Origin of the sequence: Fervidobacterium sp. 2310opik-2 (genome assembly GCF_011057735.1) — a bacterium.
Classification (GTDB): Bacteria; Thermotogota; Thermotogae; order Thermotogales; family Fervidobacteriaceae; genus Fervidobacterium; species Fervidobacterium nodosum.
The window spans coordinates 120,914-141,483 of sequence record NZ_LNGG01000004.1 but is presented as its reverse complement, the minus strand read 5'-3'; the positions used below and the strand labels follow the sequence as shown (position 1 = coordinate 141,483).

Below are 20,570 nucleotides of genomic sequence, written 5' to 3'. Positions count from 1 at the left end.
GAGAGTGAAGCAAGTATCTTTAAAAATAGAAAGTGTCTCAAAGATATTCAAAGACTACAAGGGTAGGGAAATAAAAGCTGTTGATAATATAAGTTTTGAAGTCAAACCAGGTGAGTTTGTAACATTACTTGGGCCATCTGGCTGCGGCAAAACAACAACATTGAGAATGATTGCTGGATTTGAAAAACCTACAAGTGGGCGCATTTTGATAAATGATACGAATGTTGTTGAAATTCCACCATGGAAACGAGACACCGCGATGGTCTTTCAAAGCTACGGATTATTTCCACATATGAATGTAAAAGAAAACATAGCATACGGACTCAAGATGAGAAAAATTCCAAAAGAAGAAATAAATAAAAGGGTTGAAAACATTTTAAAAATAGTTGGTTTAGAAGGGTTTGGCGATAGACCACCATCAAGCCTTTCTGGTGGGCAACAACAAAGAGTTGCGCTTGCAAGAGCCCTTGTAGTTGAACCATCTGTATTGCTCTTTGATGAACCTTTATCAAATTTAGATGTTCTGTTGAGAGAACAGATGAGAGTTGAAATAAAGAGAATACAAAGAGAAGTAGGCATCACTGCGATATATGTTACTCATGATAGAACGGAAGCTTTGACATTATCCGATAAAATCGTGTTAATGAATAAAGGAAAAATAGAGCAAATCGGCACACCAGAGGATATATACGAAAGACCTGCAAGTAAGTTTGCAGCTGAATTCATGGGAAAAATCAACTTCTTCCCAATTGAAGTTCTTGAAATTGGAAAAGAAGAAACAACGATAAGATTAAAAGGGAAAACATACAAAATTTCTGCTCTCCCAACAGCCAAATCTGAAAAATATATATTAGGTTGTAGGCCAGAAGGGTTAAAGATATCAAAAGAAGGACCAATAAGTGGAAAAATCAAAACTGTGGTTTATCTTGGTAATTTCATCGAATACTATATAGACACAGAGTTTGGTGAAGTTATGATTAAAATTGTTCCACCATTTGAAAGTGAATTAGTCGAAGGTAGTGAAGTAAAAATCGATATAGTACCAGATATAGCCAAGATAATACCTGAAGATTAAATTATACTAAAAAACAAAACGGTCGGTGTAAGATTTTATTCAGCCGACCGTTTTTTATTTTTTAAAATCAAACAAAGTAATCAGTTAACTCAGGATGAACCTCTATATCATATTCTTCTTCATTGAACTTTTCATCAAAATATACTTCAAACATCTTCTCAAGTGTTAATTTAACAAGTTCATTTACCGTTAATCCTTGGGTTTTTTCCTTATTTATTATTGAATAAACTTTATACTGTTCAATCACAACAGAATGTATAAAATCAGCTTGGTTAACCTCAATGATCTCTGTGTCAACAACATGAAAAACATCATTTAAAGTAATTTCGGATTGATTATCCAAACTCATTAACCAGTCTAAAGGTGCTTCTTGTGTAAGAAAACCTATGACCTTCATTGTTGGTAATTTATCCGTTGGTTCGTAAAATTCTATTCGATAATGACCATAATCTTTACCATTCACTGGTCTAAATTCTAAACTTGTGCCACTTTTTGAAATTTCTCGAAGAACTTTAGAATATTTTTCTTTCTCGCTCTTTTTAATGTAAGTAACATTTACTCCGTCTAAAAATCTCATCTTATCACTCCTTCAAATGTGTAATTATTTATAAGTCTACCATAGTTTAAATATTTTTGTTGGATTTTTTCTATAATCGGCAATCATGTGGCTCATAACTCCAGCAAAGGCACTTATTCCTAAAAATATTGCGTTATCGCTCTTTCCTGTTGAGAAAAGATAAATTAAAAGGCCATAAATTCCAGCGAAAGTTACCGAATGAGCAAATCCTCTGTGCGAAAATATCGGCATCGACAAAAAAAGGTTTATAAGCCCTGCACCTATAAGCATCGAGATGGCAACAGATATAGGTAATAATAAAATTACTGGAATTTTCAATTGGGGAAGATTAGAAAGTTTTTCCATTATAAAATTTGTAAATATGTATATAGAAAAACCTAAAGACAAAGCTTTTGTAAAACCCCTCAAAGGTGCATTGCTGCTATCAAGATCGGGTAAATCGCTTCCAACAATGTAAAACAAATAACTCAGTGAAATATCCAAAACAGATAATGAGATATTCGTTTTGAAAAACTTTAAAAATGAAGTATAAATAATTAAATAAAATGGGTACGATACCATCCCAAATTTAAGGTGAGTTAACAAATTCGGCATTTTCAATCACTCCACTCTATTGTCCTGAGAATAACTCTTTTCTATAAACTCAATTCTCTCATCTATTGTTGGATATGTTTCAATAGCTTTGTTCACCTTATTGGTAATATCTTTACAATTTGGATGTGAAAAGAATAAATGCCGCATAAAGAAATAGCTTGTGTCCAAACTTTGGCATGACTCCTTAATTTTTTTCAACAAACTTATCATACTTTCCTTCCCAACATTGTTTACAGAAAACATGTCAGCATCGAATTCTTTTCTCACGCTTATAAAAAAGTTTGTTAACAATGATAAAGGAAGGAACAAAACACTGACCAAACATATAAAAGAAAAAATTATGAAATCTCTATAAAAATCCATATTTGAAACTTTGTTTTTACTTTTAATAATGTTCTTCATCGCATTTGATGAAAGTTTAAATAACAACATCGGGCTTCCAAATGTCCCACTAACAGTTGTAAGATACTCTGTATCTTTGGTAATTATATGGAAAAATTCATGATAAAGTAATGCTTTAAATTCATTAAGGGGCAACTTTTCAATTGTGCCATATGTTAAGCATAATTTATAATCGTGTTTTGTTCTCCCAACTAAAAGCGCATTTATCATTTGAGATGGAATGACAAATACTTCAATATCACTATCGCAATCAACTACTCTTTTAACTTCGTCAATAATGTTTTTAATATATTCTGGATCAGAAAAATAAGTACTATTTTTTATTATTTCCCTCAAATTTTCTTCTCCTAAACGCTTTGCATCAAGGAGTTTTATTATAAAACTGCCTGTTAAAGACAAACCAAATAGAATTTGAAAGACAGAGAAGATAAAAAATAGTATTGTAAAAAAAACATTTGTTTTCAACCAAATGTCAAGTAAAACTCCGAAAAGCATAGCGAAAATTATAAACATGGATAATATAATGTATGTTGAAACCTTGTTTATTTTCTGCCTATCCCAAAGTACTTTTTTACCAAATTCTCTCATTGAATCAACCCCTGAATTTTTATTAAACTAAAGCTTCCTGCATGCTTCTTTGATTATCAAATCAACAAGTTCATCGAAAGAAATACCAAAAGCATTTGCTGACATTGGCAAATCGCTTAGCTCAGTCATACCAGGCAGAGTATTAACTTCAAGAAAATAAAAAACACCATCCTTAACTATTCCATCTATTCTCGAAAAGTGTTTACAACCAAGTGATTTATATATCTTCAATACTGCGTGGTTTATTTTTTCCGTTGTTTCTCCATCAAGTTCAGCCGGTATAATAAATTCTGTCATTCCATCCGTGTATTTAGCTTCATAATCGTAAAATAATTTTTTGGGCCTCAATTCAAGTATCGGAAGAACGGTTGGAGTACCATTAATATCTATCACAGAAACTGTTATTTCCTTTCCTTTAATGTATTCCTGAACAATCATTTCGTCATAATTTTTGAATTCGTTCTTAAGGGCATCTAAAAGTTCTTCTTTTGAAAAACAAATGTGTGTTCCTATACTTGATCCTTCTTTCCTTGGCTTCACAACACATGGTAACCCTATTTTTTCTTCAATCATATATATTTTCGATTCTTCAAATTCCTCTGAGCTGATTAAAAGAAAATTAGGTATCTTTACAACGCTTAGTTCCTCATATCTTTCTATAGTATTTTCAACAAAAAGGTTGCATAAATATTTATCAAAAGCAATAACACTCGTTTCTACTCCAGAACCAGTGTAAGGTATGCCTATGGAGTCCAATATCGCTTGCATTTTACCATCTTCACCAAAAGTTCCATGGAGAATATTAAATAATGCATCGTATTTTTTCAATTCGGAGAGCTTGTAGATAAAATTATCATCGACATCGATTTCGTCAACTACATGTCCCATATTTCTTAAAGCCTGCGCTATCCTTTTTCCACTCCTAATAGAAATCTCCCTTTCTCTTGAAATTCCACCAAGTAAAACACCTAAGTACATTTTTTTGCCTCCCTAAGTTCTTGTCTTAATTTTTCATTAATTAAGTAGATCTTATAACAAGTTCTGGTTTCAAAACATACTTTTTTACTTTTTCTTTAATTCGACCATTAATACGCTTAATTAATAAATCAGCAGCAATTTTCCCCATATCGTATATAGGCTGTTTTATAGTTGTTATTTCCAATATCTGAGCTATTGGAAGATCATCAAATCCACAAACTTTAACATCTTTTCCTACCTTTAATTCCATAGTTCTTGCTACCTCGATGATAGGTACCGCCAGATAGTCCGTTGTTGTAAAGATGGCGCACCTTTTATATCTTGAAAAAATGCGCCTTGCGACTTCAAACGTGCTTTCCCAATCGAGTGGAACGTAATATATCTTATCTATACTCCTTCCTTTTCTTTCAAGAGATTCTTGAAACCCCTCTAAACGTTCGTCAAAAACCGTACTTTCAAGTTCATGTGATTTTCTATGAGTAACAACAAATATATCCATATCAAAATCGGAAAAATAATCACCGGCAAGTATACCACCATAATAATTATCAACAATCACGGAATCGTATTTATCGGAATCTTGCTCAACACATACAACTGGCGTTTGAGGATTAATAAACCCCTTTAGAATATTGTCTACACTAACACCATCAACTATTATGCCATCAGTTGAAAGGAGAATATCGGAAGATTTTTTTAATCCTTCGTATTTCCTTTCATTGTACAATGGATAGAGTAATGAAGAATAACCGTTTTTAATAAGCACTTCGTCAATAGCAGATAGTAATATTTGATAAAAATCACCTTTCATTTCTGGTGTAATTACCGTTATAAGATTACTCTCTCCAGTTGATAATCGTCGTGCATGTGGATTTGGAATATAACCTAATTTTTTAATGGCATCTAAAACTTTCTGCCGTGTTTTAGAATCTACATGCGGGTTATTGTTCAAAACCCGAGAAACAGTGCCAACACCAACTTCCGCAAATTCCGCAACATCCTTTATCGTTATTCTCCTAATCTTTTGTTTTAACCTTGGCATTTGATAATCCCTCTCCTTAGCATATCAAAAGCAATTAATGTACTTCTTTTCCTGATCATCTGCCTATCGCCTCTCAAATTATAAGTGGCTGAATTAATACCGTTAGGGCTACAAACAGCTATGCACACTGTCCCTACAGGCTTTTTCTCACTACCACCAGACGGTCCAGCTATACCTGATACCGCGACAGAAAAATTTGAATTGAAAATTTTTTTAGCGCCCTGTGCCATTTCTATTACGCACTCTTCACTAACCGCTCCAAATTTCTCTATGGTTTCTTTACTAACACCTAATATTTCTATCTTTGCTTCATTAGAATAAGCAACAACGCTACCTTTGAACACAGAAGAAACCCCAGGTATATCAACGAAAGTAGATGAAATCAGTCCTCCTGTACATGATTCAGCAAAAGAGACTGTATAATTATTTTTGACAAGTAATTCATATACAACGTCGTGCATTTCCTTGTCATCCAAAGCATACACACTCTCACCAAGCTTTGGTAAAAGTGTGTTTACAACATAGTCTATCTCATCTTTAATTTCAATAGGACCGGTAAATCTAACTTCAACACCTCGTTCGTAAGAAGCCATTGTTGCTATAGTAATACGAGAATTTGAGTATAATATATCCTTATACTCATCCATCAAGACAGCTTCGGGTATCCCTATGGTTTTTATTCTTCTCGTGTAAAGCGAATCGTTTGTTTTAAGCTTTTCCAAAATACTTTCAAACATGGGAATTAATTCGACTGGGGGACCTGGTAAAAGGATTATTATTTTTCCATCGTATTTTAATATTTGACCTGGTGCTGTTCCAACCTTATTATCTATTACTTCGGCATTTTCTATCACAAAGGCCTGCTTTACAACACTTTCAGGTGCTTTACCATAATATTTTATGGCTCTGTTTATAAGTTCTTGAGCGATTGCTTCATTCTTTAAAAGTTTTCTACCAATCGAATGAGCCACAGCTTCTCTTGTTAAATCATCTTCTGTTGGTCCTAAACCGCCACTTGTAATTATCAAATCAGCATCATTTATAGCCTCTTTTATTCGTGAAACCATTATATCAAAATTATCTGGAAGTGTTTCCGTGCGAACTATATAATAGCCAAATTCTTTAAGTCTTTGAGCAAGATATCTAGAATTTGTATCGATAATTAAACCCTCAACTAATTCATTTCCTATGGCTAAAATAATGGCTTTCTTCACAAGTAAACCCCCTCAAGTCGGTAAAAAGATTAAGACTAAATTTTAAAAGTTAGTCAAAATAAATTATATCATAAAAAAATAAAAACTACACGAATCTTCGTGTAGTTTTTACATTTAAAGTATTGATATTAAGATATTAAAAATCTTGGCGTGCCCGGCGGGACTTGAACCCACAACCTCCAGATCCGCAGTCTGACGCTCTATCCAGTTGAGCTACGGGCACGTCTAACTTTAATTGAAAGCTCTAATAATAAATGGTAGATGGCTTAAAAAGTAATCTACCATCTACCACAACTTTGGCGGAGAGAGAGGGATTCGAACCCTCGGTGGAGAAACCTCCACACTTGCTTAGCAGGCAAGCGCCTTCGACCACTCGGCCATCTCTCCATTTAGAAAATTGGTAAAATCCATCAACACACAATGTACCCGCTTAGAAATTGTACCACAGACTTGAAAAATTTCAAGTAGGTGATTAATTAACATAAGTAAATTTGTATGCTATAATATACTTTAGGGAATAATAATCTAAAAAATATCAAAGTGGAGGAACTCTTATGATGGTTGATAGGATAACTAAATTCATCTGTATTCTCTCTGCATTGATTAGTACTTTTGCTTTTTCATTTACGAATACATTCGCGGATTTTTATGGATTAGCTTTGACTGATACTTCGCCGGCTATTTCAAAAGCCTCAGAAAAGACAGGATATGAAATTGATTTAATTAAACGCTTTGTTGGTGTTTACACGTTTGAAGTAAATGCCAATCCAAGAAATCCATCTATTTTAACAAGCGGATTTACAATATATAAGAGTATATTATCTTTTATACCTGAAAATTTTATTTACGATACATTTGGGGTAAATTACGATATCTGGGTAAAATTACTAGGGGTTAGAATAGGGAATTCAATCTCAGAAACTATTTTCAGCTTTGGAGGAGCGTTTGGAATTAACTTTGAAAGTCTTAGTTTATTAACAGGAAATTCTCACGATTACAATGATTTTAATAAAGTTGAGCTTAGGCATTACAATGTTGTATCTACTATAAATTTGATCGGAAGTATTAAGCTTCGTATGGATATACCTATGAACTTTAACAATTTTCCAATTATAACTTACATAATAAGTTACGACATCGGAACAACTATTTATGGACCATATCTACCCGACTTCAAAATTATGGAAAACATAGAAGAGTTTGAAAGAACGTTCTCAAGAATAAGTCATACTATTTTGTTAAGAGTGAGATTTTAAAAATCTTGAATATTATAATGTGGAGGCTGATAAAATTTGGAATTTCTAAAATTTGAGTTCAAAAGATTGTTCTCAAGACCGTTTACTTATATTGTGCTTTTTATTGTACCATTAATATTTGCTCTAATTAGTTCATCTTTTTTCTATTCCTTTAGTGAATCGGATCTAAAAATAGGAATTTACACTTTGGATAAATCTCCACTTTCAAAATTTACCGTTGGAGTAATAGTTTCATTATTTAAAGGTGGAACGATAAAATATGTTAACGAAAACTACGAAAAAGAATTGCAAAGCGGAAATCTCAACGCGGTTGTTGTTATACCAAATGATTTTACCAATTCATTATTTGCTGGAAAAAAGACAATGCTAAAATACATTCCAAGCCCAGTAAATACAGAGCTTTCAGCAGCCGCTTATTTAGTTTTTAAAAAGATGTTTGAAGACCTTAGTGGTGGACCATTCTTCAATCCAAAAGTTTTAAAAGAAATGTACACAGCTTCAAATGTTCCAGCACCGGAACTTGTCACGGAAAAATCTATTGATTTTTCTCAAGTATCTGCTACAAGTATGATTTTTATAATAACAATGTTTATTGGTTTACTTATTGGGGCTGGATTAATAACTCGAGACAAAGAAATTGGAATTCTTAAACAGCTTACACTTTCAAATTTTAGCATATTCCACTATCTAATTATAAAATTTTCCACCTCCTTAATTTTGAGCTTTATATCAGGAGTATTAGTATATATATACTTTTTACTAAAAGGATTTAGCATATCTCCAATATTAGTAGCTTCATTCATACTATTAAATGCCACATTTTATTCTTCACTGGGTATATTTATTTCTTCACTTTCACAAAATACTTTGACTTCAAATCTTCTCGGTTCAACCATTTCCGTGTTTTTTTTACTTATAAACGGACCATTTGTCAATTTATCCGAAATCCCAAGTTTTTTCAGAAAATTTGTAGAGCTATTACCTACATTTAGAAGTAGTTATGTAATAAGAACTGTGCAATTCTTTGGAAAATCAACAAATATGTTGAAAAGTGAGTCAAAGTTTATTATTTTATCAATAACTATGTCTATTTTATTTCTTCTAATAAGTTTAATAAGATTAAATTTTACGTTTTTACCAGATAGGATTAGTAAAGAAAGTAAATGATACTCGATAATTAGGATGGTGGTTTACAACTATGGAAATTTTTGTCAAAGTAGTAATAATTTTTCTTATTCTAACTGTTTTAATTATAATATCTAACTTATCTAATAGACCTATTGTTTTTGACTACGCACCGAATAAAGCCGATTCAACTAATACGATAATTGCCGACGAAACAAATAAATCAATTAGCCAAGGAAATACCTCAGAACAACCAGTGGCTCAATACTATTCAGAAAAAACAAACACTAATGAACAAAGTGTTTCTCATGAATCATCTACAACATCTTTCCAAACCAACATCGGACAAGTTGAAATTCAGATTAAACCTGATGATACTTCAACAAATATTCTTTTAGAAAGTAGTGCAACTGAGAGTATTTCACTCTCTGCAGATTCAATATACAATGAAATACTACAAGTTGAAAAAGCAGCAAGAAAATACATAAGCTCTGGATACAAAATTTCAACGTTAAATAGCGAAAATATATACAATAAAAATCTCATTAGCGAAGAGCTATACAAAAAATACGATATTTCATTTAGAATATCCGGAGATGGGTATGAAATAGTCATTAGACCTAAATTTGATATAAATTCAACCTTGGTAGACGACCTATCGAAAAAAGAAAAGGTTTACATAACTGAGAATGGATTAGAGTATGTGTTTTGGATAAAAGCATATAAATAAACTAAAAAAGCGAGGTGATTAAATGAAAAAAATTTTATTGTTATTAGCAATAACCATATTGTGTTTTTTATCAGTATCACTATTTTCACAACTATTAATATCCCACGAATCTGGTTTTTACGATACAACCATAACTGTTGAAATCAAATCAACAGTTGGCGGAGAGATTTATTACACAACAGATGGTTCAACTCCTAGGATAGATTCAAAAAATACTTTTAAATATTCTCAACCATTAGTTATCCAAAAAAATTACGAAAATGAGTATATGTACATACCAACATCCCCTATTTGGGAAAAACCTTCTGGCGCATTTGAAAAAGCAACGGTTTTAAAAATAATAGAGGTAAGCAATGGAAATATAACAGACTCGACGGTAAGAACGTATTTCATAGGAGTAAATCACAAATTACCAGTCTTCTCAATAATAACCGATCCTGAAAATCTCTTCGATGATGAAAAAGGTATATATGTACCCGGTAAGTTATTTGACCCATCAAATCCTTTTTGGACCGGAAATTATCACCAACGTGGTGATACATCGGAAAGACCTGCGATAATGGAATACTTTGAGGAAGGGAAATTGAAGTATAGAACAGAGATAGGTATAAGAATCCATGGGGAATTCACAAGAAGCTTGCCTATAAAATCATTAAGATTGTATGCACGAAATAAAGAGAAAGAGTTTAGATATCCGTTCTTTGGAAGAATAGGATATAAAAAGTTGTTGTTGAGAAACGCTGGAAACGATTGGGAAACAGCTTATATGAGAGATGCTTTTGCGCAAAAAGTTTTCAAAAATCTAAACTTTGACACACAAGACAACTATCCGGTTGTTCATTACATAAACGGTGAATATTGGGGTATTTCATACTTAATGGAATATTATGATCAGCGTTATTTGCAAGTCAAATACGGTGTAAATGAAAAAAATACCGTTATAATAAACTATGACTTAACAATACAAGACGGAAAAGAAGGCGATCAAAAAAGCTTTGTCGATTTGATGGATTTTGTTAGAAATAATGATTTATCCATCAAAGAAAACTATGATAAAGTCTGTGAAATAATCGATATCGATAATTTCATCGATTTCAAAATTGCAGAAATATTATCAGCTAACACGGACTGGCCAGGCAACAACGAACGCATATGGCGTGTCCTAAAACCAGAAAATAATAAATATGGCGATGGTAAATGGCGATGGATGATGTACGATATGGATTTAGCAATGTGGGAACCGACACACGACACATTAAAAACAGCTATATTCGGTGACCCTGAAATACCTTGGACAACGACAGAAGAAGCAACCTTAATCTTAAAGAAACTTTTAGAAAACGAAGAATTTAGAGCCAAGTTCACTGAAAGATTTTACTATATCTTGAATAACATCTTTATACCAGAATTGGCTGAAAGTATAGCTGACGATATTATCGGAAAATTAAATGACGAAATGAAAAGGCATTCTCAAAGATGGGGTAAACCAACTTACGAAGCATGGCAAAATGAATCGGAATGGGTAAAAAAATTTGTGGAATATAGGCGTGATATAATACGAAGCATTTTTGAGGAAAACTTTATTAAATATTCAATAGAGAAGTAAAGATTTTAAACTTAAGACAATATTAATTATGAAAGTTTGTGAAACCTACTTTGAGTAAATTAAATAATACTACTTTTATTTTCACAAATGTTTAGATGTTACAAAATATGTAATTAATCAAGTATTTGTATAAAAATTGGTGTTGAATAACAATGATTTATATGATAAACTTTTGGTGTATATATGTCTATATCACACGCCTTTTTTATTTTATTTCATTTTTACCTTATATTATCCTATTATTTCTCTAATATTTCCCAAATTTTGATGCTGTTAACTAGTAGTGATGATGGAAGCTAAAGCTGTAATCATCTCATTTTCGTTCTCATATAACTTGCATAGGTTCCTTACTACACAAAAACCATTTACATAGTACCGTATGTTGCTAAATTTCTTGAAGCTCCTTTTCGCTCTAACAAACATCTTAAATAACGAAAATTTCGATTCACATTCGTTGTTTTTACCTAGTCTTACTTCTCTGTGCTCAACATTATCAAAATTTAGTTTCACTGCTATCTCGTACGCTTTTAGTCCATCAGTTATTAACTCTATTTGTGTGTTTTGTTTTCTTTGACTAAAGTATTTATCTAACAAAATCCCAAATTTTTAGGGAGGTGGCTGTTGTGGAGAAGAGAGAACACTGGGGAAGTAAGCTAGGTTTGATATTGGCTATGGCAGGTAACGCTATTGGTCTTGGGAATTTCTGGAGATTCCCGTATCAAGCGGCCAAAAACGGCGGAGGAGCATTCATGATACCATATTTCATCGCTTTCCTTTTTATGGGTATCCCTCTGCTAATAATTGAATGGGCTCAAGGTAGATACGGTGGAAAGTACGGTCATGGTACATTAGGTCCAATGATTTACTTACAAGCAAAAGAGAGCGTTGGACATAAGTTTGCGAAAGTACTTGGCGCGTTGGCTGGTGCAATCGCACTTTCGGTAGTTATACTCCTAAACTCCTATTACAATCATGTTATTGGTTGGACGCTTGGTTATTCTTTTGAAACAGCCGTTGGAAAATACATGGATAAATCAATCGATACAGCTGGTTATTTTGTCGGATACATTCAAAGTCCTTTTAGAGTATTAATATTCTGGATAATAACACTTGCAATTTTATATTACATAACAAGTAATGGTGTTAACAAAGGCTTGGAAAGATTAGCAATAATCGCTATGCCAGCTATTTATATATTCGCAATTATTCTTCTTGTGAGAGCGCTTACATTAGGATCACCAGTGAACCCTGAATGGAATCCAATTAAGGGGCTTGATTTCTTATGGTCTCCAAGATGGAACGAGTTGAATTGGTCGGCAACATTAGCAGCAGCAGGGCAGATATTCTTTACGCTATCCCTAGGTATGGGAATAATCCAAAACTATGCTTCTTACATGAGAGACGAGGATGACATCGTAACATCAGCAGTTGCAACAGCTTCATTAAATGATTTCGCAGAGGTCATACTAGCTGGTACAATAGTTATCCCCATTGCTTTTACTTTCCTTGGCGCCGAGGGTTTAAAGAGTGGAGTTGGATTATCTTTCATAGCGCTTCCAAACGTATTTAGAAACATGGCTGGTGGACAGATTTTTGGAACATTCTGGTTCCTGCTACTTTTCTTTGCTGGAATAACAAGTTCAATAGCAATGTTTAATTATCTAACTGCATTTTTAGAAGAAGAATTTGGCGTTGAAAGAAAGAAAAGTTCGTTGTTTGTTTTTCTCATGTACATCATCGGCGGTTTACCTGTTGCCTTAGAACCTATTCTCACGAAAACAGCTGATTTAATGTACTTAACAGAGCTTGATAATTGGGTTGGTACTTATTTCCTCGTCTTGCTCGGATTAATTGAAATCATTGCGGCTGTATGGTTGTTTAAAGCAAAAGGCCTTGAAGAGATAAACAAAGGAAGCTACTGGAAAATACCAAAGTGGTTCTATAATTTAATAATGAGCTTCATAACCCCAGCATTTATAATCATTTTACTTGTTTTCTCAACGATAGATTACGCAAAGAATGGTTACTTCAAATTGATACCGGATTTTGTTAAAGATAACTCTGTACTAATTCCTTGGGTCATCGCAGCGAGAATTGTTCTTATAGTAATTTTCATATCGAGCTTTATCCTTACATACAGAAGTATCAGTAAAAAATTAGAAGCGCAAAAAGATAAATAGGGGTGATAATATGTCAAGCACAGCGCTCGTTTTTATGGCTTGGAGTTGGGGAATAATAATTCTCCTCACGGCATTATCCGTTGGAACGATAATGAAAAAATCAAAGAAATAATTTTAAATCATATTTCGTTTGGATTCACCTTTATAATCCATTCCCCAGAGTAATTTGAGATTATCTTTTTCAAAAGCCTTACTAATTCTGGTACGTTGTTTGTCTTGAAAAATATTTGATATCGGTACTTATTATTTGCTTTAAATATAGGATGTTCAGAAGGTCCAAGAAGTTCTAAGTAATATTTATAAACTTCTTGGACCTTTTTCTCTTTCTTTACAATGTTTTCTATTTCATCTGCAACAGTGTCAATTGTTTCTCGCGCTATTTCCTGATTCAGATTGGCGTAAGTTAATACAACTACAGACGCAAAAGGTGGATAATTCAGTTGTTTTCTTATCTCAAGTTCTCTCTCATAGAACCCTTCAACATCTTGATTACTCGCAAATGTTATTACTGGATCGTTTGGCTTATAAGTTTGAATTATCGCCTTTCCCTTTTCACTTCGCCCTGCTCTTCCAATTACTTGAACTAAAAGTTGAAATGTTCTCAGTGGAGCGTTTATATCAGGATAAGAAATTAAAGCATCAACATCCACAACACCAATGAGCGCTATTCTGTATATATCTAACCCCTTCGTAATCATCTTTGTTCCAGCAACTATATCGATTTTTCCTTCTCTTAAATAATCTAGGAGTTTTTTTAGTTTTTCTGGGGTATCAGCTATTTCTGCATCAATCCTTCCAATATTTCTCGATGGAAAGAGTTGCTGGAGCTCTTTTTCAACTTTCTCGCTACCAGTTCCTCTATCTATGAACATATTTGAACCACAGTTAGGACAATTTAAGGATAATTCCTTCTCACTTCCACAGATGTGACATTTTAAATTATTGGAATCTAAATGATAAGTCATTGCAACATCACAATGTTCGCATTTTACTATATAACCGCATACAGCACATTGCACCCTTGAAAAACCTTTTCGCCTCGTGAATATTATGGCTGATTTATCAGCTTCAAGCACTTTACTTAGATTATTGTATAAGATTTCAGATATAGAGAAAGTAACTTTCTTTGTTTTATTCATGTCCACAATTTCAACTTCTGGTAATTCAACGTTGTAACGTTTAGTAAGCTTGTGAAATACATATTCCCCATCTTTGGCTTTCTTATAACTTTCCAAAGAAGGGGTAGCTGAACCATATACAACAGTAATTGGCAAAGCATCAAGAAATGCGTGAATTTCGTAAAAAGGCTCAGAATTATTGTAATAGCCTTCATCATGTTCTTCATCAACAATTGCAAGATTAAGGTTTTTTAAAGGCACAAACGCAGCACTTCTTGGACCAACTAATATATTTATCTCACCTTTAACCGCTTTCGCCCAAATTTCAACGCGCTTTGATTCTGTTAAATAGCTATGGTAAACCGCTATAGATAAATCTGGAAATCTTTTTCTAAGCCTTGCTATCGTTTGTTCAGTTAAAGATACCTCTGGAACTAAATATAGTACATTACCAAATGGTAAGTATTTTTCAATGACCTCGAGATAAACCTCTGTCTTGCCACTTCCAGTTGGTCCAAAAACAAGGTGTTTCTTTTCTTTTCTAAAATCGTATGAAAGTATTTTGTCAACTATACTCTTTTGTTCGTCACTTAAAATAACTCTCTGTGGTTTTATATTAAGTGTTTCAAAATCACTACATTGCTCTAAAATCTCAATTATTCCTTTATTTTTTAATTGTACAATAACATCTTTCTTTATATCTAAATCTTCTATTATTTGCTCAACTTCGGTAGGGCCTTTGAGAAGTAAATAATTAACAACCGTACTCTGCGATACTGTTAGTTTTAATTTTGACAATTCAATTGAAGAAATTTTTAAGTAAACGCATTCTCCCCTTTTTCTTGGTCTTGGCTTTTTCGTTTCAAAATCTCTGTAAACTTTGACCAAACCGTTATTGATATACTCTTTATAATTTTTGATTTTTTTGAATTCTTCGTATGGCATTTTCTCGATATTTACAAAAGGACTTACACTTTCAACAAAAAGTGAAAAATAATCATCAAATTTACTTGGAAAAGATATGTCAAAGTATTTACCTAATCCAGAAAAGTAAAAATTCGCTAAACTGTATAAAGCTTTTACCCTTGATTTTTCAAGAAAAGATATATAATCCATTCGCTCAATGATTTTTGAATATTCTGAGCTTGATTTCTGGTTAGGTAAAAATTCATCGCAAGGGGCCCATTCTTGATTACCAATTACATAACCTAAAACCTTTTTACCTTTATGCTGAAGTAAAACTCTTTCACCTATTTCAATGTGCCCATTGTACTCACAAAAGACAGGTTCGATTTGACTTGAATTTGATAATGCTACTATGTAAATCATATTAATTAATCAGCTCCTTGAATAACTTCAGCTAACCCTTTAATTATTTCTAAATCTTTTGTAGTAGACGTTAAATAGAATCCTTGTACATAAGGCGAAAGTTTTTCTATAATGCCCAAACAATTTTTGTATGAATAATTTTTTAGTGCTCTATCATCTTTCTGATGAAAATACTCTTTCGGAACGAAAACCCCCGGAACTTTGGAAAAGTACTCGAGTTGTTGAACACTCTCAAAAACCATTAGAGAGACGTATATCTTTGTTTCATTCAAATCCCCTTCAGCCTTTTTTAAGAAATTAAGAATTGTTGATTCATTAAACACCGGTTGCGAAACGAAAAATAAACAACCGTTTTCTATTTTTGTATTCATTCTTTGAATCGTTTGCTTATAGTCTTTTTCAAAAGGACTAAATACACCTCCGGGGTTAAATGAAAATTTACCAAATATCTTTAATCCAGCAAGGTCTTCCCCCTTTTCATTTAAAAGTTTTACTAATTTAAATACATCGTATATACTGAAATCTTCAATGCATGATGAAAAAGGATAAGTACCGACGCGTGGATCATCACCTGATAAAATCAATAGATTTTTTATACCAAGCATGTGAGATGCTATCAAATCTCCCTCAATTCTTATCGCATTTCTTGTCGTTCTGGAAAAATGCATTATTACATCTATACCTTTTTCGACTAAAATATGTGCAGGAGCTATAGGTGATACACGCGCACTACCCATTGGAAGATCCGTTACAGCTATAATCTCCGCACCAGATTCAATAGCTTTAATACAAAAATCAACGTATTTTTCTAAAACAACCCCACGTGGTGGTAAAGTCTCAAGGATAAATCTTTTTTTATAGAAATCACTTATTTCCTGTAAATCCACACATTTCACTTCCTTGAATTGCTTATTAGATTAGAAATATCACATACCAATGCTTTTGTATGTTGGAATAATATAGCTCTTGCTTCTTTGTAATCTTGTCTTTTAAGTTTCTCAAAGACAAATAATCTTAAATGTTCCATATTCTTAGTCTTTTTGAAACTTTCCAAAAGATAATTTATATCGCCCGTCAAATAATACATCATCTCATAGTAAAGATATACTCTATCACTTACCTTACCAAGCTTTTCCATAAGCAAAAGCTTATATTTTTCTTTTAAAGACCCGCGCAATATCCCAGTTCGAAGGTAGTTATATATGAAAAAACACGAATGAATTGTATTTTCATTTTTTGTCCTTGAAATATGGTACTCGAAATAATTTTCTATATCCTCAAGAGTTTGGCCAGCGTATAATGAAACATCCATATGAGGATCCTTCAATAGTTGCTGTAGATATTTCATGTTTTGTTCTATATTTATACCTCTTGTTACTTGGGCAAATATATCATAAGTCACAGCTTTTCTTTCTGAAATCGCTCCAATAGTCAGAACAGTTTTTATTGGTAAAGTAGATAGCGCTTCTTTATCAATTTTCATAACAATTTCAGGCATAAGCGGAATGTTGAAAAAATCTTCAATTTCTTCATTTTTTAAAGGTATCATATAAAGCCAAGCAAGAGGATATGAAAGCGTAAATACGATAATTTCCGGAAGATTTTTCCTATAGAGATAGTAAATCGCTGCTGAAATTAAATAAACTAAAAAATTCTGGAAACGAAACCCGTAGAGGTAAATGGTTATTAGGTTTATCAATATAAGGAATACATTAGTAATATTCAGCAAGATAATATAATTTATACCTTCCCTCTTTCTATACTTCTCCTCTTTATTAACACATTTGGATTTCATATTTACTAACCAACCTCTCAATAATCTTCTTTTTACCAATTTCATCACAAACAGACAACAACACCTTAAGTTGAACTCTATCACCGATTCCCTTAGCAGTAGCTATATCAGATGCTCTAAATTCTTTTATAACTGAGCCATGAATTGTTTTATCGTATATTAGACATAGCTCTTCGTATGGAATTCCGAACTTTTCTCTTCTCTTGTCGAGTACTGATTTCTTTTTAATGTAATACTCCTCACTCCATGTACCGTCGGTATTCTTAAATCGTTCTTCGAGCAGTTTCGTCTCTTCTTTGACTATTTTAATATTTGCATTAAGCCAGGACGCAATAGACTGCATATAAAGTATCAGCGTTTGGGAAAACTTGTCAGGAGTTATATCTTCAACCACAAAAACTCCAAATGTGTCATCTCCTCTTCCAACTGAAACAGCAAACCACGGTTCAAAATTTTCTATTTCCATTTCAAGCAAAACCTCTGGTAAAGAAGCATATCCTTTTTCCAAAGCCCTTGATATTACTTTTGAATTTTTCGCTTCAAAAGAATTTGGCAGATTCTTCTTGCCTATACCAGCAACATACCTTAGAAAATATTTATCCACACTGTAAAGTTTCAAATTTTCAATTTCAAAAAACTCCGCAATTATACTTACTGCTCTTGTAAGCATCTCATCAAGATCTAATATTTCAAGTTCTTGCAATCTCTCAAGAAGGTCTATCATCCCTTGACCTTCAAAATATATTCTAAGCTCAAGCTGGCTAATAACAGACTTTAACGTTTCAATATGTTCAACGAGATTTTTCCTCTCCATTTCAAGCTTTTTTCTCTCGTTTTCCGTTGTTCTAAGCCTTTTATTTAAAATCTCTCCTATAATACCAATGAAAAGCCCAAGAACTATAACGTAAACAGATGTTGCATTTGCAGGAAAAATAAGATTTCCAGTTTTTTTCAAAATATATAAGAATATCATCTCAAAAGAAAGCATAGAGACTATAAACGCAAGAAGACCATGACGAGCAGACCATATAAAAACCAAGCCTATGAGCAGAGAAACAAATATATTTACATTTAACCAATGCATTAAGAAAAGTATATATACGAAAAACATCACCAAAAAATATTCTATAAACCATATGGAAAACGAGCCAGAGAATACTATTTTTTTCATTTTTTCTCCAAACCTTGATTTTGTCCCAAACTTATTTGTTTTCATGAATTATAACCCCTTCTTTCGGAAGTTTCAGCCTGTTTCTTGAAAATTCAAACATAAGCAAATCAGAATAAACACGATTAAATCTAATAAAACTATATATCGTGGCAAAAATAAAACCAATGACAAAACCGATTCCAGGCAAACGCTTGACAGTGAGTGGTGATAAAAATAAATTAATCAAAAAGGCCATTATAGAAGATTTAAGTGGTATACCAGGCAAGTCAAAGTAATGCGCTATCAAAGAAATGTAAAGATAAATTCCATTTGCAGCGGCACCAACGATACCAAATTTTAAAGCCGTTGAGCCGTAGCTATCAAGCCTCAACAAATCAGCTAAACTATCAGAAAGAATAAGACCAGTTAACATAAATGAAAATTGAACCGCTAATACAAGTTTAGTTGAAGAATAAAGACTTTCGTCTAAATTATTTTTACTTATCCTTATAAAGTTCAAAGTGCGATTTTCTTCGATAGACTTGTAAAAGGCTCTATAGTAAAAATAAAATTCCGTTTCTAAGTTTAGAACGAAAAGTGACAAGGTTGGAATTATAAAAAGGTATGAGATAAACATTGGAATATCATACTGGGGCGCAAATACAAAACCTTTTGAAATACTGTATCTGAAATAAATCCAAGCGATAAAATCATCAACCCAAGCAGCCATATAAGTAAAAAAGCCTGATAGTGCCTGTTTTTTGTACGCCTTAATCGAGAGTATAAAAAGCGGAGGATTAATATTTTTTTGTTCTTTTTCCACCTCTTCTCCTAAATAAAGATATCTTCGAATGTAAAGTTGAAGAATTGTAAGTATAATCATTAAACCAAAATTATAACCTGCGTAAGCATAGTATTCGTTTTTGATTTTATAAAGGTACAAAGTTAAAAAGAAACTAGCAGTACCACCGACTAAAAAACTTAGAATAACAGGAGAAAATTTTCTAATAGCGGATATAAAAATAACTTGAACCCAAATTATTGAAAGAACAATCAAAGAATATGAAAAAAGAATAATTTTTTGCCACTCAGAAATTTTGTTGATAAGGAAGAACAAGGTAAGAAATATCCCAGAAGATATAAATGCATAACCAACCGACGAAGTGTAAAGTTTATATATATTATTAAATTCCTTCTTATAAATCAAATCAGATAAATAACGTGTGACGGAAGTTGCAACGCTTCCAAAAAGTATTGTTGAAAAAATAAAAGTATAGATAATTCCTGAGACTAAGAATGGAATATTCTGTTGAGGTATATAAACTTGTATTAGAAAAAGTGTCAACGAAGATATTATCCATGGTCCTGCAGATATATTTGCTGAATAAAAGAATGCAATAGTTTCTGAGAAAAAAGAGTTTCGTTTTAACAATTTATTTAATTCAAATCCTATCCCTGCCATTTTATCCCCCGAAATATTAAATTTTTCCGTTGTTATTATATCATACTAATAAAAGAATTTAAAAACAAAAAATCCCCCGGTTTTTTCCGGGGGTATCTTGAAAAAGTTTTCCAACTCTTCCAAGGGGGGATAGGGGGGTCGCTGCAATATATTTATACCTTGTAAAGTGTAAAATTTCAAGATGTTTAGTGTTAACTATATGAAACGAATTCATCAAAATCAGAAAATCGGCAATCAGTTTTAGCAAAATTACTAGATAAAAAACTCAATTTGCATTGTAAAAAAATTTAAGTTATAATTGTATTGTAATTCGTATAAAATTAACGATTTAATTTATACATTTCCCATA

18 protein-coding genes and 2 tRNA genes are annotated in these 20,570 nt (G+C 32.5%); 6 read left to right on the top strand and 14 right to left on the bottom strand.

Annotated elements, in window-relative coordinates; genetic code table 11:
• Nucleotides 1-4: 4 nt before the first annotated feature.
• Nucleotides 5-1,075 carry an ABC transporter ATP-binding protein gene (locus tag AS161_RS02525; protein WP_164541686.1) on the top strand — a complete coding sequence of 357 codons (1,071 nt, stop codon included), beginning with the start codon at nt 5-7 and terminating at the stop codon, nt 1,073-1,075.
• A gap of 67 nt (nt 1,076-1,142) precedes the next feature.
• On the opposite strand, the gene AS161_RS02520 is transcribed toward AS161_RS02525, so the two are convergent.
• The 8 genes from AS161_RS02520 to AS161_RS02485 form a co-directional block, all read right to left on the bottom strand.
• The gene (locus AS161_RS02520) at nt 1,143-1,652 is read right to left on the bottom strand and encodes a hypothetical protein (protein WP_011994736.1); all 510 of its coding nucleotides are present in this window, start codon (nt 1,650-1,652) and stop codon (nt 1,143-1,145) included.
• 36 nt (nt 1,653-1,688) lie between these two features.
• Entirely contained in the window at nt 1,689-2,246 is a 558-nt protein-coding gene (locus AS161_RS02515) for a metal-dependent hydrolase (RefSeq protein WP_164541685.1), read from the bottom strand.
• A 6-nt stretch (nt 2,247-2,252) separates the two neighbouring features.
• Nucleotides 2,253-3,236 (bottom strand): M48 family metalloprotease, encoded by a 984-nt coding sequence (locus AS161_RS02510; protein WP_164541684.1) that lies wholly within the window; start codon nt 3,234-3,236, stop codon nt 2,253-2,255.
• A gap of 27 nt (nt 3,237-3,263) precedes the next feature.
• Nucleotides 3,264-4,214: a D-alanine--D-alanine ligase gene (locus AS161_RS02505; protein WP_011994733.1), complete on the bottom strand. Its 951-nt coding sequence runs from the start codon at nt 4,212-4,214 to the stop codon at nt 3,264-3,266.
• Between the two features lie 40 nt (nt 4,215-4,254).
• A complete protein-coding gene (locus AS161_RS02500) occupies nt 4,255-5,256 on the bottom strand; it encodes a LacI family DNA-binding transcriptional regulator (protein ID WP_164541683.1) in 1,002 nt (333 codons plus the stop codon).
• Nucleotides 5,244-6,470 carry a competence/damage-inducible protein A gene (locus tag AS161_RS02495; RefSeq protein WP_164541682.1) on the bottom strand — a complete coding sequence of 409 codons (1,227 nt, stop codon included), beginning with the start codon at nt 6,468-6,470 and terminating at the stop codon, nt 5,244-5,246. Before AS161_RS02495 ends, AS161_RS02500 begins: the two co-directional genes overlap by 13 nt.
• Nucleotides 6,471-6,616: 146 nt before the next feature.
• Nucleotides 6,617-6,693: transfer RNA gene (locus AS161_RS02490), tRNA-Arg, on the bottom strand.
• A gap of 74 nt (nt 6,694-6,767) precedes the next feature.
• Nucleotides 6,768-6,857 (bottom strand) — tRNA-Ser (locus tag AS161_RS02485).
• Nucleotides 6,858-7,024: 167 nt separating this feature from the next.
• Here AS161_RS02485 and AS161_RS02480 point away from each other — a divergent pair.
• Genes AS161_RS02480 through AS161_RS02465 form a run of 4 tightly spaced genes read left to right on the top strand, consistent with a single transcriptional unit; the run spans nt 7,025 to nt 11,187 of the window.
• Nucleotides 7,025-7,726 carry a hypothetical protein gene (locus tag AS161_RS02480; protein WP_164541681.1) on the top strand — a complete coding sequence of 234 codons (702 nt, stop codon included), beginning with the start codon at nt 7,025-7,027 and terminating at the stop codon, nt 7,724-7,726.
• Between the two features lie 36 nt (nt 7,727-7,762).
• Nucleotides 7,763-8,893 carry an ABC transporter permease gene (locus AS161_RS02475; RefSeq protein WP_164541680.1) on the top strand — a complete coding sequence of 377 codons (1,131 nt, stop codon included), beginning with the start codon at nt 7,763-7,765 and terminating at the stop codon, nt 8,891-8,893.
• Between the two features lie 31 nt (nt 8,894-8,924).
• Entirely contained in the window at nt 8,925-9,581 is a 657-nt protein-coding gene (locus AS161_RS02470; RefSeq protein ID WP_164541679.1) for a hypothetical protein, read from the top strand.
• Nucleotides 9,582-9,603: 22 nt separating this feature from the next.
• Nucleotides 9,604-11,187 carry a CotH kinase family protein gene (locus AS161_RS02465; RefSeq protein ID WP_164541678.1) on the top strand — a complete coding sequence of 528 codons (1,584 nt, stop codon included), beginning with the start codon at nt 9,604-9,606 and terminating at the stop codon, nt 11,185-11,187.
• Nucleotides 11,188-11,460: 273 nt separating this feature from the next.
• On the opposite strand, the gene AS161_RS02460 is transcribed toward AS161_RS02465, so the two are convergent.
• Complete coding sequence (locus tag AS161_RS02460; protein ID WP_241241315.1) at nt 11,461-11,781, bottom strand: transposase; 321 nt, start codon at nt 11,779-11,781, stop codon at nt 11,461-11,463.
• 29 nt (nt 11,782-11,810) lie between these two features.
• Here AS161_RS02460 and AS161_RS02455 point away from each other — a divergent pair, with 29 nt between their 5' ends.
• Nucleotides 11,811-13,367: a sodium-dependent transporter gene (locus AS161_RS02455; RefSeq protein WP_164541677.1), complete on the top strand. Its 1,557-nt coding sequence runs from the start codon at nt 11,811-11,813 to the stop codon at nt 13,365-13,367.
• Nucleotides 13,368-13,486: 119 nt separating this feature from the next.
• Here AS161_RS02455 and priA read toward each other — a convergent pair whose 3' ends face one another.
• From priA to pelG, 5 genes are read right to left on the bottom strand one after another with little or no spacing between them, the layout of a single operon-like run.
• A complete protein-coding gene (gene priA / locus AS161_RS02450) occupies nt 13,487-15,814 on the bottom strand; it encodes a primosomal protein N' (protein ID WP_164541676.1) in 2,328 nt (775 codons plus the stop codon).
• A 5-nt stretch (nt 15,815-15,819) separates the two neighbouring features.
• Nucleotides 15,820-16,701, bottom strand: a complete 882-nt coding sequence (locus AS161_RS02445; RefSeq protein ID WP_164541675.1) for a methylenetetrahydrofolate reductase — start codon at nt 16,699-16,701, stop codon at nt 15,820-15,822.
• 5 nt (nt 16,702-16,706) lie between these two features.
• On the bottom strand, nt 16,707-17,609 hold the full coding sequence (locus AS161_RS02440) for a hypothetical protein (RefSeq protein WP_164541674.1): 903 nt from the start codon (nt 17,607-17,609) through the stop codon (nt 16,707-16,709).
• Complete coding sequence (locus AS161_RS02435; RefSeq protein WP_164541673.1) at nt 17,590-18,825, bottom strand: GAF domain-containing protein; 1,236 nt, start codon at nt 18,823-18,825, stop codon at nt 17,590-17,592. Before AS161_RS02435 ends, AS161_RS02440 begins: the two co-directional genes overlap by 20 nt.
• Nucleotides 18,812-20,221, bottom strand: a complete 1,410-nt coding sequence (gene pelG, locus AS161_RS02430) for an exopolysaccharide Pel transporter PelG (RefSeq protein WP_164541672.1) — start codon at nt 20,219-20,221, stop codon at nt 18,812-18,814. The genes AS161_RS02435 and pelG overlap by 14 nt, the downstream gene beginning before the upstream one ends.
• Nucleotides 20,222-20,570: the final 349 nt, after the last annotated feature.